Source organism: Ancylobacter amanitiformis (assembly GCF_030814815.1).
Classification (GTDB): Bacteria; Pseudomonadota; Alphaproteobacteria; order Rhizobiales; family Xanthobacteraceae; genus Ancylobacter; species Ancylobacter amanitiformis.
This window is the reverse complement of record NZ_JAUSVR010000010.1, coordinates 123,240-135,746: the sequence shown is the minus strand read 5'-3', so window position 1 is coordinate 135,746 and position 12,507 is coordinate 123,240. Positions and strand designations below refer to the sequence as shown.

The following is a 12,507-nucleotide window of genomic DNA, read 5'->3' as shown; positions in this document are numbered from 1 at the left end:
AGGGGTAGGCGATGGAGCGACAGGCGTGAGCGAGACTTGCCGTTGCACCCGCGCTGCCACCCGCTACCCTCGCAGGCGCTGAGGACCGCGCGGGTGACGCCGTGCTATTCGACAAGCATGCAGCCGTAGGAAAAGACGCTCGCCGCGGAAGTCTGGAACTTCTCGGTGGGGCTAGACACGCAGGGGCAGATGGACCGCTCTCAACCACCGACCCGGCGAGACGCGCGCAGCGTCGCCACGACGCGCAACTGGCAGATGGCGGTTCTCGTGACCGTGCTGGCCGCTTTGATTTTTGCCATCGACACGCTCTCGCCGCTCGATATGGCGATCGCCGTGCTCTACGTCGTCGTCGTGCTGCTGTCGGCGCCGTATTTCGAGCGCAAGGGCGTCCTGGCGGTCGGCGGCCTGTGCATCGCGCTCGCCATGATGAGTTTCATGTGGATGCACGCCCATGATCTCGACCCCAGTGCCATCATGCGCTGCCTCGTGAGCATCGCCGCCATTTCCGTCACCACGCTGCTGTCGCTGAGGAACGAGGAGGCCACGCGGTCGCTCCGGGAGCAGGCCGACCTGCTCGACCTGACGCATGACGCCATCTTCGTGCGCGATGCCACCGACACCATTCTCTACTGGAGCAAGGGCGCGGAAGAACTCTATGGCTGGAGCCGGTCCGACGCCGTGGGCCAGAAGACGGCGCAGCTGCTGCGCACCGTGTTTCCTTCCCCGCCGGCCGACATTCGCGCGGAATTGCTGCGCGCCGGCCGGTGGGAAGGTGAACTCATCCACTGCCGCAAGGATGGGTCCGAAGTGGTCGTCATGAGCCGCTGGTCGCTGCAGCGCGACGAGCGCGGGCGCCCCGCTCTCACCATGGAGACCAACAGCGACATCAGCGAGCGGCGCAAGGCCGAGGACGCCCTGCACAAGGCGGAGAGCGAGCTTGCCCATGTCACCCGCGTCACCACCATGGGCGAACTGACCGCCTCCATCGCGCATGAGATCAACCAGCCGCTCGCCGCCGTCGTCACCAATGGCGAGGCCTGCCTGCGCTGGCTCGGCCGGCCGATTCCCGATATCGGCGAGGCCAGGGCCACGGTCGAGCGCATGATCAGCAATGGCCGGCGGGCCAGCCAGGTGGTCGCGCGGCTGCGCTCGCTCGCCCGCCGCAGCGATCCCGAGCACCGGCCGGTCGACGTCAACGAAGTGGTGGACGACGTCCTGCTGCTGCTGGAGCGCGAATTGTCCACCCACCGCGTGGCGCTCGAACTGACGCTCGATCGCAGCCTGCCGACCATTCTCGGCGACCGCGTCCAGCTGCAGCAGGTCATGCTCAATCTGGCGCTCAACGCCATCCAGTCCATGGATGCCGTGGCGCCCAAGCGGCGGCGGCTCGGCTTCGTCACCCGGCGGTCGGGTGCGGGGGAGGATGACGGCGTCATCATGGAGGTCAAGGATAGCGGACCGGGGATCGAGGCCGACAATCTGCCCCTGCTGTTCAATGCCTTCTACACGACCAAGAAGGAAGGCATGGGAATGGGCCTGTCCATTTCCCGCTCGATCATCGAAGCCCATAGCGGGCGCATCATGCCCACGTTGAGGGAGGGCGGCGGCATGCTGTTCACCGTCAAGCTGCCCATCACGAAGGAAAACCAGCCGTGAATACCCGCTCGCCGAATGCCGCTTCCGCCGAACCGCTGGTCATCGTGGTGGATGACGACCAGGCCCTGCGCGAGGCGCTCTCCAGCCTGTTCCGTTCGGTCGGCCTGCAGGTGGAACTGTTCGCCTCGGCCAGCGAGCTTCTGGCCGCCCGCCTGCCCGAAGTGCCGCGCTGCCTCGTGCTCGACATCCGCCTGCCCGGCGTGAGCGGGCTGGACTTCCAGGGCCAGCTGGCGCGCTCGGAAATCGACATGCCGATCATCTTCATGACCGGGCACGGGGACATCCCCATGTCCGTGCGGGCGATGAAGGCCGGGGCGGTGGATTTCCTCACCAAGCCGTTCCGCGACCAGGACATGCTGGACGCGGTCGCCACCGCGATCCAGCTCGACCGCTCGCGCCGCGACGAGTTGAAGGCCGTGTCCGATGTGCAGGGAATGTTCGAGACGCTCAGCCCGCGCGAGAAGCAGGTGATGACGCTGGTGACATCCGGCCTGATGAACAAGCAGGTCGCCGCCGAAGTCGGTCTCAGCGAGATCACCGTGAAGATTCACCGCGGCCACGTCATGCGGAAAATGGGCGCCCGCTCGCTGGCCGACCTTGTCCGGCTTGCCGAAACGTTGGGCCTGCACAATGCCAAGAGATAAAGCGACAAACCTGCGTATAATTCGAAAGTGGGGTTTGTTCGGCCTATATTGACGGCAGATCAGCGGCGCCACGCCGCGCGGCTTCCCCGAATCGAGGTACCTCACGTGTCCGCCACTCCGATGATTTCGATCATCGATGACGACGAGTCTGTGCGCGTCGCCACCGAAAGCCTCGTTAGATCGCTGGGCCTGAAGGCCCGCACCTTCGCCTCCGCCGAGGATTTTCTCCAGTCGGCGCTGGTGGGGACGACCTCCTGCGTGATCACCGACGTGCAGATGCCGGGCATGAGCGGCGTCGAGTTGCAAAGCGTGCTGCGGGCCCGCGGCGACACCACGCCGCTCATCTTCATCACCGCCTTCCCCGAGGAGCGCATCCGCCGACAGGTCGATGCGGGTGGCGCCGTCGGCTTCCTGGCCAAGCCGTTCGATGGCGCGGACATGATCGCCTGCATCGACCGGGCACTCGGCGAGGGCAGTCCCGTCTCGCTCAATTCGTGACACCGGCCGCCGCGCCGGTTCATATCGCGTCGATCCCTTCCGCCGTGGAACCGGACCGAATCGCGGTGCTGATCAGCCCATGCCCGACCCTACGGCACCTCCGCCGGCACGAAGGCGCTCCCTGCCGCTGGCAGCGCTGAGCCTCCTCTTCCGCCTCATTGCCACGCTCGTCATCCTGCTCGACGAACTGGTGCGGCCGATCTACCGCCCCCTGATCCGGCGCCTTGCCGCGCTCGCGCTCATGCAGGCCTTCGAGCGCTGGATCGCCGCGCGCGGGCCCCTCGCCGTGCTGGCGCTGCTTCTGGTTCCCTACGCCACCGTCGAGCCGCTGAAATTCGTCGCGCTGCTGTGGATCGCCAAAGGCGCGGTGCGCACCGGCACGACCATGTTCGTCCTGGCCCATCTCGTCAGTTTCGTGCTGATCGAACGCATCTTCACCGCCGGCAAGCCCAAGCTCATGACCATCGCGTGGATGGCATCGATCATTACCTCGGCCAGCACGATTCGCGATCGAATCGTCGCATGGCTGCGCCTCGATACGCTCAAGCGCCGGGCACGGGCGCTGCTTCGCCGCGTGAGGGCGAACTTGCGCTGAACCACGGCGTCGCGGAGGCAAACGCACGTATAGGTCATCGACACGTCCGGTCACTTCTTCCGCACGTCGTACCGTCCTAGAACAGGGACGTTCCGCGAGAAACTGCTGGAACCGGACGGCCCGACAAGGCCCAACCCGCCACCAAATGCCAATGGAGCGCCACAATGGACACCAACGCGGCAAAGGCCCGTCGGACCGCCCCCCTGCAGACGCCGACCGATCTCGGCGCGGACGCCACCCGTGACGTCTCCGCCGCCCTGACGGCCCTCCTCGCCGACGTGTTCGTCCTCTACGTGAAGACCAAGAACTTCCACTGGCACATGTCCGGCCCGCATTTCCGCGACTATCACCTGATGCTGGACGACCAGGGCGAGCAGATCTTCGCCATGACCGACGCCATTGCCGAGCGTGCCCGCAAGATCGGCGGCACCACGCTGCGCTCGGTCGGCCACATCAAGCGCCTGCAGCGGATTCCCGACAATGACGCCGAGTTCGTGACCCCCGAGGACATGCTGGCCGAGCTGGCCGAGGACAACAAGAAGCTGACCTCGATCCTGCGCGAAGTGCATGCGGTCGCCGAGGAATATAACGACGTCGCCACCACCAGCCTGCTCGAGGTCTGGATCGACGAGACCGAGCGCCGCACGTGGTTCCTGTGGGAAACCACCCGCGGGGTCAACTGATCCCCCCCACCCTCACGCCTCGCCTCACGCCTCGCCCCGCGCCGACATCCCGCTCGGCCGGCAAACCGCCCGGATGGCAAACCGCCGGATGGCAAACCGCCGGATGGCAAACCGCCGGATGGCAAACCGCCGGATGGATTGACGCCCGGGCGGCTCATGGCGTCTTCTCTCGCCGCCCGGTTGCCGGGCGCGTTTTTCCATGGCCCGAATACCGGTTCGCCCTGTCGAAAACGCGCCGAGGCCGACATGGCGGGTCTTTCCGGCGCGGGCCGGCGGTGAGGGAGAGAGGCACATGGATATTCTGCGACACGGCGCGCTGCCGCCGATCGACGGGCCGGCGGAGTATTTCACCGGCTCCGTTCAGCTGGCCTCGCGCTTCCAGCGCGACGCGCCGGCGCGGGTGGGTGGCGCCATCGTCACCTTCCAGCCCGGCGCGCGCACCGCGTGGCATACCCATCCGCTGGGCCAGACCCTCATCGTCACCGCCGGCCATGGCTGGGCGCAGCGCGAGGGCGGCCCGCGCGAGGAAATCACCGTGGGCGACGTCATCTGGTTCGCCCCGGGCGAGCGTCACTGGCACGGCGCAACGACGGACAGCGCCATGACTCATGTGGCCATCAGCGAGGCGCTAGACGGGCGCGGCGTCGACTGGCTGGAGCCGGTCGCCGATCCCGATTACCGCGGCGAAGCCTGAGAGACCACCGCGGGCCGTGGCACGGCGGGCCTCAGTGCCCGCCGAATACCAGCGTCTGTATGGGCATGATCAGAGCCTGCAGCCGCAGCAGCAGGGCGTGCACCAGCGCGACCGTGTCCACCATGTGCAGGTAGAATGTCTGCATCATGCCCAGATCGCCCGCGGCCAGCCGCTCATGGTTGGACGAATAGGCGTTGGCGATACAGCTTGAACCCGGCGGCACGCCATCCAACCCGCCCTCATAGAGCGGTTCCAGCTGAACCGTGATCGTGCCGGGCTGCTGCACCTGCTGCGCGTCGAGCAGTTGCTCGGTGGCGCGGAACTGGCCGGCGGCGATGTAGTTCTGCACGTTGGTAACGACCATCGGGATGATGGTGAAGGGCTTGGAGATGCAGGTGGCTTCCGCCACCATGCCCGGCTTCATCACCTGCGCCTCGATCTGGCCGAAGCCGGCGATCAGCCGCTCGCGGCCGGCATTGTCGGGAATGAGCACCCCGGCCGCGCGGATCATCGGGTTGACGAGGTCGCCGACCCTGAGCACGAACTGCTCGACGCGCCCGCTCACGCCGGCCCGCACCACCGTCTTGGCAAGTTCCGTCTCGGCCTGCGCGAGCGCGGCCACGGCGCTGGCCTTCTGCGCCGGCAGGAGGCTGTCGAGGCGGGCCACGGCGCCTTCCCGTGCCGCATTGGCGGCGGCGAGCGCGCCCTGGCGCCCGTCCACCACATTCTGCAGCCGCTCGATCTCGCGTCGCGTCACTACATCGGCATTGCGGGCGACGAGTTCCTGCTTGGTGGCCAGTTCATCCATGGCCTGCTGCAGGGATTCGGCGGCCTGCAGGATCTGCCCGTCGGCCACCGCGATGTCGGAGCGCGCGACGATCATCGACGCATCGGTCTCCTCGATCCGCCGGCGCGCCGCCTCGACCGCCGCCCGCTCGCTGGAATCGTCGAGACGCAGGATCGGCTGGCCCTGCTCCACATGGTCGCTGACACCGACATAGACCTCCGCCACCCGGCCCACCGTCTCCGGCAGGATCGAAACGGTGCGGAAATAGGCGGTGACGTTGGTCGAGGCGGGATGGTTGTAGAAGATGACGGTGATGAGGCTGACCGTCAGCATCAGGCAGGCGGTGATGCCCCACCTGAGTTCGTACCATACCGAGTAAAGCGTGATCTCGCGGCCGAACCTCTTGCCCTGCGCGAAGCGGCGATAGAGGTAGTCCGGCAGCACGGTGAGCATCGAGCACAGCATGAGCTCAAGCATGACGACCTCCCGTGCCGGTGCCGTGCTGGGCCGAGGCCGGCGTGGAAGCCGGCCGTTCGGGCGGCAACGGGTCGGGAGGCGCAATGTCGGCCACCGCCTCCGAGGCGCGGGCGATGCGGTTCAGCGGCGACACCAGATCCGGCAGGTCGATGAAGGCCAGCAGCAGCGCGATCACCCAGAACAGGTGAGTATGCGTGAACAGCGCCAGCAGGCACAGCACCGCCACAATCTCGAACTGCAGCTTCTGGCCCTTGTGGGCCATGCGCTCGGGCAGCGAATGCAGCGTGAGGAAAAGCACGCCGATCAACGCGACCGAGACGATCAACGTCACCACGGCGGCGATCATCAGCCCGTCCGTGCCGTCCGGCGCGGTGATGAAAAACGGCAGATGGGCGGGAGCGGATAGGTGCGGCGCGGCCGTCATGGCCTTGGACTCCCCTGGCGTCGTCGCGCCCGCGTGGTGCTGGTCGGGGTCGCGCCCTGGACCCGCCCTCGGCGGGTCCGTTACGTCCCGTGCCATCGGCCGGCAGGCTGTTCGGAGACTACCTTATCCCGGCACGCTTTCAGGGCGTCAACAGGCTTTCGCGTCACCCAACCGCCTTATCTGCCGCCCCAGGTGAGGAACAGCCCGACATCGCCCGGCATGCCCTTCGGCCAGTCGACGATCATCGCCGCCAGCCCGAAGCCGGCCGGCTTCAGCCGGTCGCGCCACAGTTCGTAGGCCTGGCGCGGGCGGCCGGTCAGCGTGTCCGGCCAGCCGTCCAGCGTGTTGTTGATGGCCCGTCCGTGGTCGCTGCACAGGCTGTTGGGAAAGCGCATCACCATCAATTCGGTTTCGCCCCGCTCGGCCGCGGCGCGAAGCTTGACCAGCAGGCTCTGGGTGATCTCCTCCAGCTTCTGCGGCGTCACCTCGATCGGCTCGGCCAGCGTCTTGGCGAGTTCGTCGCGCGCCCGGTCGGCCTTGTCCATCGCCTCGACCAACTCGTTGGCGCGTGCGGTGGCGACCTTGTCCATGTAGCCGCGCAGATCGGATGCCGACATGAAGCTCTCGTCGCCGAGCGGCCGCTGGGCGGCGCCGGGGATTTTCTCGGTCTCACTCATCGTTCTACTCCATGCCTTCGGTACAGAGGTTAGAGGAGGCGTCGCGCGGGAAGCGTGGCCGCCGGGTCAGAACGTGGCCGGCACGTGGTGGCGGATGTCCTCGGGCTCGACATAGCCATCGGCCTTCTGGCGCTTCGGCAGCTTGATCTTGACGTGCTTGGCCGCCTCGTAGGGCAGCTTCGACAGAAGATGGGTGATGATGTTGAGCCGCGCGCGGCGCTTGTCGTTGGAATCCACGACATACCAGGGCGCCCATGGCGTGTCGGATGCCGCGAACATGTCATCGCGGGCCCTCGAATAGTCATACCAGCGGCCATAGGACTTGAGGTCCATGGGCGAGAGCTTCCAGATCTTGCGCGGATCATTGATGCGCGACTCGATCCGCCGGGTCTGCTCCTGCGGGCTGACCTCCAGCCAGTATTTCAGCAGCACCACGCCGGATTCGATCATCGCCTTCTCGACGCCGTTGATCGAGTCGAGAAACTTCTTCGCCTGCTGCTCGGTGCAGAAACCCATGACGCGCTCGACGCCGGCGCGGTTGTACCAGCTGCGGTCGAAGATCACGATTTCCCCGGCGGCGGGCAGGTGCGGCAGGTAGCGTTGCGCGTACATCTGGGTCTTCTCGCGCTCGGTCGGCGGCGGCAACGCCACCACGCGGAAGACGCGGGGACTGACGCGCTCGGTGATCGCCTTGATGGTGCCGCCCTTGCCCGCGGTATCGCGCCCCTCGAAAATCACGCAGACCTTGGCGCCGCTCCGCTTGGTCCATTCCTGCAGGCTCACCAATTCGCCATGCAGGCGCTTCAGCTCCTGGTCATAGACCTTGCGCGAGAGTTTTTCGTCGTCGGCGGCTTCGTTGTTTTTCTCGCCCATGTTCCACCTCCCGGGCGGCCAGCTTCCTGCCGCCGCCTAGCCTCGATGAGTGCTCTCCTGACATTGCCGGCCGGAGACAGCCTTCTCGGCCGACCGGCATTGAACCCGCCCCGGCCCCGCATCGGCCGTCGACGCCCGGATCTGGAAGCATGTTCGCGTTGTCAAACCCGTGCGCATTTGGCACCATTGCGCTGGCAGCGCCCTTGATCTGGCTCAACGGTGGGAGCGCAAGGCAACCAGCGGGATAACTCTGCGGCAAGGGCGTGCCGCTCGCAAGTCCAGAGACAGTGATCCGACAGAAACCGCGAAGGACCCTTCCGGCCGGAACGTTGATGCCCGTCAAGGCAGTGAGGGCCATCATCGGCGAGACTTCCAGCCGTGCATATCGCGCAGCGACAGAGCGGGGGAACGGACGTGGACGCTCGTACGGCGAATATCCTCTCCGACGCCGGGGCCTATCTTGTGGATGCGGGCCAGCGGTGGACGCTGTATCTCGACGCGATGCGCCGGCGCGGCCTGCAATATGAGGAGCACATGGCGCAAACCGCGCCCAACGTGCTCGATTACGAGGTGGAACTGGTCTGTGACGGGCGCGACCTGCCGCGGCCGGTGAATTACGGACTGGTGCGCATCGTGCCGCCCGCCGGCGTGGAGATCGACGCGGCCAAGCGCGCCTTCATCATCGTCGATCCGCGCGCCGGCCACGGGCCGGGCATTGGCGGCTTCAAGGCCGACAGCGAGATCGGCGTCGCGCTGCAGGCCGGCCATGCCTGCTACTTCATCGGCTTCCTGCCCGATCCCATGCCCGGCCAGACCATCGAGGACGTCTCGCGCGCCGAGGCGGCGTTCATCGAGGCGGTGATCGGGCGTCACCCGCAGGCACAGGGCAAGCCCTGCGTCATCGGCAACTGCCAGGCCGGCTGGGCGGTCATGATGCTCGCGGCGGTACGGCCGGAACTGTTCGGCCCCATCATCATCGCCGGCGCGCCGCTCTCCTACTGGGCCGGCGTGACGGGGGCGAACCCGATGCGCTATGCCGGCGGCCTGCTGGGGGGCAGCTGGCTTACCGCGCTCACCAGCGACCTCGGCGCCGGCATTTTCGACGGCGCGTGGCTGGTGCAGAATTTCGAGAACCAGAACCCGGCCAACACGCTGTGGACCAAGCAGTACAACCTCTATGCCAAGGTCGACACCGAGGTCGACCGCTATCTCGGCTTCGAGAAATGGTGGGGCGGCCATGTCACGCTGAACGCGGAGGAAATCCAGTTCATCGTCGACGAGTTGTTCATCGGCAATCGGCTGGCCTGCGGCGAGATCCGCACGTCCGACGGCACCGCCATCGACCTGCGCAACATCCGCTCGCCGATCGTGGTGTTCTGCTCGCGCGGCGACAACATCACCCCGCCGCAGCAGGCGCTGGACTGGATCCTCGACCTCTATGACAGCGTCGACGAGATCCGTTCCTATGGGCAGACCATCGTCTACACCGTGCACGACACGATCGGCCATCTCGGCATCTTCGTCTCGGCCGGCGTGGCGCGGAAGGAGCATCAGGAATTCGCCTCGAATATCGACTTCATCGACATGCTGCCGCCCGGCCTCTATGAGGCGGTATTCGAGCCGAAGGACGGGGGCGACCCCTCGCGCGCCAACGGCGACTGGATCATGCGCTGCGAGACGCGCGACCTCGACGATATCCGCGCGCTGGGCGGCAACGATATCGAGGACGAGCGCCGCTTCGCCACCGCGGCGCGTGTCTCGGACATCAACCTCGCGCTCTATCGCGCCGTGGCGCAGCCGGCGGTGCGCGCGCTGGCCAACCCGGCCATGGCGGAGACGCTGCGCCGGCTGCATCCCCTGCGGCTGGGCTACGAATTGTTCGGTGCGCGCAATCCGCTTCTGTCAGGTCTGGCGGACCTCGCCGCCAGGGTGCGCGAGGCGCGCCAGCCGGCCGCGCCCGACAACCCCTTCCTCAAGGCGCAGGAACAGGTCTCGCGCCAGATCGTCGAGGCCCTGGAAGGCTGGCGCAAGGCGGTCGAGCACCAGTCGGAGCAGACCTTCCGCCAGATTTATGGCGCGCCGGTGCTACAGGCCGCGGTCGGCATCGCGCCCACGCCATCGCTGCGTCCGCGCCGGGCGGCCAAGAGCCGGCTTCACGCCGAACTCATCGCCAAGCGCATCGCGGAACTGCGCGAAGGCTTCACGCAGGGCGGCCTGCTCGCCGCCGGCGTGCGCACCCTGCTCTATATCGGCATGGCGCGCGGGCGGGCGGACGAGCGCGGCTTCGAAGCGCTGCGCCGGCTTCGCGAGAAGGGACCGCTGGCCCGCCAGCTCACGCTGGAGGACTTCAAGCACCTTGTGCGCGAGCAGTTCTACATGCTGCTGATCGACCGCCCGGCCGCGCTGGAGGCCATTGCCGTGCTGCTGCCGGACGACCGCGAGACCCGGGCGGGCGTCTTCTCGCTGATCGAGGAGGTGCTCGGCGCGAGCGGGCCGCTCACCGACGAGGCGGCCCAGCGCCGTGAGGAAATGCGCCGTCTCTACGGCCTCGACAGCCCCGCGCCGGCGTCATCGCGCGACACCCCTCCGTCCGCCGGCCATTCGCCCGCCGCCCGCAAGGAACCGCACCCGCATGGCTGACACACGGCTCCCGCCCGGCACGGCCGGCCCTTCGAAATACGACCGGCTGATCGCCAAGGCTCGCGCCTGCGAACCGGCGGTGACCATCGTCGCCCACCCGTGCGACGAGACCTCCCTGCGCGGCGCGCTGGAGGCCAGGGCGGCGGGGCTGATCGAGCCCATCCTGGTCGGACCGCAAGCCAAGATCCGCTCGCTCGCGGCGGGCCTCGGTCTCGACCTCACCGGGGTGGAGATCGTGGATGCGCAGCATAGCCATGCGGCCGCGGCCAAGGCGGTCCAACTGGTGCGCGAGGGGCGCGGCGAGTTGCTCATGAAGGGCAGCCTGCACACGGACGAACTGATGAAGGAGGTCGCGGCCTCCGCCACCGGCCTGCGCACCGGCCGGCGCATCAGCCACGTCTTCATCATGGATGTGCCCGGCCATGAGGAAACGCTGTTCATCACCGATGCGGCGATCAACATCTTCCCCGACCTCGACGCCAAGCGCGACATCATCCAGAACGCCATCGACCTGTGGGCCGGCATCGGCCTCGGCACGCCGAAGGTCGCCATCCTCTCGGCGGTGGAGACGGTGACGACCAAGATCCCCTCCACCATCGACGCGGCGGCGCTGTGCAAGATGGCCGAGCGCGGCCAGATCACCGGCGGCATCGTCGATGGCCCGCTTGCCTTCGACAACGCCATCGATCCCGAGGCGGCGCGGATCAAGGGCATCGTCTCGGCTGTCGCCGGGCACGGGCAGATCCTCGTCGTGCCGGACCTCGAGGCCGGCAACATGCTCGCGAAGAACCTCACCTTCCTCGCCCATGCCGATGCCGCCGGCATCGTGCTCGGCGCGCGCGTGCCGATCATCCTGACCTCGCGCGCGGACAGCGTGCGTACGCGGCTCGCCTCCTGCGCCGTCGCCACGCTCTATGCCGGCGCGCGCCGCAGCATGACCCAGATCGTCGCCGACTAGAGCCGGATCCGGCCCTGGTCGCCGGCTCTGGTTGATTGATGGATAACGCGGTTCCCTCATCCGTTTCCGGCCCCGAACGGAGTGCCTCATGCCCATTCCCATCGCCAAGGCCAGACTGCTCGACGGCAAGCGCGGGCTCATCGTCGGCATCGCCAATGACAGGTCGATCGCCTGGGGCTGTGCCCGCGCCTTCCGGGCCTTCGGAGCGGAACTGGCCGTCACCTATCTCAACGACAAGGCGCGTCCCCATGTGGAGCCGCTGGCGCGGGAACTGGAGGCGCCGATCTTCCTGCCTCTGGACGTCGCCGTGCCCGGCCAGATGGAAGCCGTGTTCGAGGCAATAGCGCGCGAATGGGGCTCGCTCGATTTCGTGGTGCATTCCATCGCCTTCTCGCCGCAGGGCACGCTGGCCGGCCGCGTGACCGACGCCCCGCTCGACGGATTTCTCAAGACGATGGAAATTTCCTGCTGGTCGTTCATCCGCATGGCGCACCTCGCCGAGCCGCTGATGACGGAGGGCGGCACGCTGTTCACCATGACCTATTACGGCTCGGAGCGGGTGGTGGAGAACTACAACATCATGGGCGTGGCGAAGGCGGCGCTGGAGAGCGCGGTGCGCTACCTCGCGGCCGAGCTTGGTCCCCGGGGCATCCGCGTGCACGCCATCTCGCCCGGCCCGCTGGCCACCCGCGCCGCCTCCGGCATCCCGGAATTCGACGCGCTGCTGGAGAAGGCGAAGACCAAGGCGCCGGCGCGCGAACTGGTGTCGATCGACGATGTCGGGGTCGCCACCGCCTTCCTCGCCCATGACGCGGCGCGGCTGATGACCGGTCAGGTGCTCTATATCGACGGCGGCTACCACATCATGGACTGAGGGGCGCCCGGCTTCCGAGACGCGAGG

General features: G+C 67.4%; 13 protein-coding genes. 9 read left to right on the top strand and 4 right to left on the bottom strand.

The features are described 5' to 3' along the window. Window positions 1–189 precede the first annotated feature (189 nt). The 6 genes from QOZ99_RS15435 (at window position 190) to QOZ99_RS15410 (ending at window position 4,770) form a co-directional block, all read left to right on the top strand. Window positions 190–1,656, top strand: coding sequence for a sensor histidine kinase (locus QOZ99_RS15435; protein WP_306890886.1), 1,467 nt, complete (start codon window positions 190–192; stop codon window positions 1,654–1,656). Then, on the top strand, window positions 1,653–2,300 hold the full coding sequence (locus QOZ99_RS15430) for a response regulator transcription factor (protein WP_183189899.1): 648 nt from the start codon (window positions 1,653–1,655) through the stop codon (window positions 2,298–2,300). The genes QOZ99_RS15435 and QOZ99_RS15430 overlap by 4 nt, the downstream gene beginning before the upstream one ends. Window positions 2,301–2,420: 120 nt before the next feature. Beyond that, window positions 2,421–2,798, top strand: coding sequence for a response regulator transcription factor (locus QOZ99_RS15425; RefSeq protein WP_306890915.1), 378 nt, complete (start codon window positions 2,421–2,423; stop codon window positions 2,796–2,798). A gap of 79 nt (window positions 2,799–2,877) precedes the next feature. Further along, window positions 2,878–3,393, top strand: coding sequence for a hypothetical protein (locus tag QOZ99_RS15420; protein ID WP_306890884.1), 516 nt, complete (start codon window positions 2,878–2,880; stop codon window positions 3,391–3,393). Window positions 3,394–3,557: 164 nt separating this feature from the next. After that, complete coding sequence (locus QOZ99_RS15415; protein ID WP_306890883.1) at window positions 3,558–4,076, top strand: Dps family protein; 519 nt, start codon at window positions 3,558–3,560, stop codon at window positions 4,074–4,076. A gap of 292 nt (window positions 4,077–4,368) precedes the next feature. Further along, complete coding sequence (locus QOZ99_RS15410; protein WP_306890882.1) at window positions 4,369–4,770, top strand: (R)-mandelonitrile lyase; 402 nt, start codon at window positions 4,369–4,371, stop codon at window positions 4,768–4,770. A 31-nt stretch (window positions 4,771–4,801) separates the two neighbouring features. Here QOZ99_RS15410 and QOZ99_RS15405 read toward each other — a convergent pair whose 3' ends face one another. The 4 genes from QOZ99_RS15405 to ppk2 all read right to left on the bottom strand — a co-directional run bounded on the left by QOZ99_RS15405 (window position 4,802) and on the right by ppk2 (window position 8,008). Then, a complete protein-coding gene (locus tag QOZ99_RS15405) occupies window positions 4,802–6,034 on the bottom strand; it encodes an HlyD family secretion protein (protein WP_306890881.1) in 1,233 nt (410 codons plus the stop codon). Further along, window positions 6,027–6,458 (bottom strand): hypothetical protein, encoded by a 432-nt coding sequence (locus QOZ99_RS15400; protein ID WP_306890880.1) that lies wholly within the window; start codon window positions 6,456–6,458, stop codon window positions 6,027–6,029. Before QOZ99_RS15400 ends, QOZ99_RS15405 begins: the two co-directional genes overlap by 8 nt. Window positions 6,459–6,634: 176 nt before the next feature. Further along, entirely contained in the window at window positions 6,635–7,135 is a 501-nt protein-coding gene (locus QOZ99_RS15395; RefSeq protein WP_306890879.1) for a hypothetical protein, read from the bottom strand. Window positions 7,136–7,201: 66 nt separating this feature from the next. Further along, a complete protein-coding gene (gene ppk2 / locus QOZ99_RS15390) occupies window positions 7,202–8,008 on the bottom strand; it encodes a polyphosphate kinase 2 (RefSeq protein ID WP_306890878.1) in 807 nt (268 codons plus the stop codon). A 414-nt stretch (window positions 8,009–8,422) separates the two neighbouring features. On the opposite strand from ppk2, the gene QOZ99_RS15385 reads away from it, so the two are divergent. The 3 genes from QOZ99_RS15385 to fabI all read left to right on the top strand — a co-directional run bounded on the left by QOZ99_RS15385 (window position 8,423) and on the right by fabI (window position 12,480). Next, window positions 8,423–10,648 (top strand): DUF3141 domain-containing protein, encoded by a 2,226-nt coding sequence (locus tag QOZ99_RS15385; protein ID WP_306890877.1) that lies wholly within the window; start codon window positions 8,423–8,425, stop codon window positions 10,646–10,648. Continuing rightward, window positions 10,641–11,606 (top strand): phosphate acetyltransferase, encoded by a 966-nt coding sequence (locus QOZ99_RS15380; protein ID WP_306890876.1) that lies wholly within the window; start codon window positions 10,641–10,643, stop codon window positions 11,604–11,606. Before QOZ99_RS15385 ends, QOZ99_RS15380 begins: the two co-directional genes overlap by 8 nt. An 88-nt stretch (window positions 11,607–11,694) precedes the next feature. Beyond that, window positions 11,695–12,480: an enoyl-ACP reductase FabI gene (fabI, locus tag QOZ99_RS15375; RefSeq protein WP_306890875.1), complete on the top strand. Its 786-nt coding sequence runs from the start codon at window positions 11,695–11,697 to the stop codon at window positions 12,478–12,480. Window positions 12,481–12,507: the final 27 nt, after the last annotated feature.

Bases quoted from the DNA above. Each gene is read 5' to 3' on its own strand.
- QOZ99_RS15405 (WP_306890881.1), bottom strand. From the start codon at position 6,034: ATGCTTGAGCTCATGCTGTGCTCGATGCTCACCGTGCTGCCGGACTAC.
- QOZ99_RS15435 (WP_306890886.1), top strand. From the start codon at position 190: ATGGACCGCTCTCAACCACCGACCCGGCGAGACGCGCGCAGCGTCGCC.
- QOZ99_RS15400 (WP_306890880.1), bottom strand. From the start codon at position 6,458: ATGACGGCCGCGCCGCACCTATCCGCTCCCGCCCATCTGCCGTTTTTC.
- QOZ99_RS15380 (WP_306890876.1), top strand. From the start codon at position 10,641: ATGGCTGACACACGGCTCCCGCCCGGCACGGCCGGCCCTTCGAAATAC.
- ppk2 (WP_306890878.1), bottom strand. From the start codon at position 8,008: ATGGGCGAGAAAAACAACGAAGCCGCCGACGACGAAAAACTCTCGCGC.
- fabI (WP_306890875.1), top strand. From the start codon at position 11,695: ATGCCCATTCCCATCGCCAAGGCCAGACTGCTCGACGGCAAGCGCGGG.
- QOZ99_RS15425 (WP_306890915.1), top strand. From the start codon at position 2,421: ATGATTTCGATCATCGATGACGACGAGTCTGTGCGCGTCGCCACCGAA.
- QOZ99_RS15395 (WP_306890879.1), bottom strand. From the start codon at position 7,135: ATGAGTGAGACCGAGAAAATCCCCGGCGCCGCCCAGCGGCCGCTCGGC.
- QOZ99_RS15410 (WP_306890882.1), top strand. From the start codon at position 4,369: ATGGATATTCTGCGACACGGCGCGCTGCCGCCGATCGACGGGCCGGCG.
- QOZ99_RS15420 (WP_306890884.1), top strand. From the start codon at position 2,878: ATGCCCGACCCTACGGCACCTCCGCCGGCACGAAGGCGCTCCCTGCCG.
- QOZ99_RS15415 (WP_306890883.1), top strand. From the start codon at position 3,558: ATGGACACCAACGCGGCAAAGGCCCGTCGGACCGCCCCCCTGCAGACG.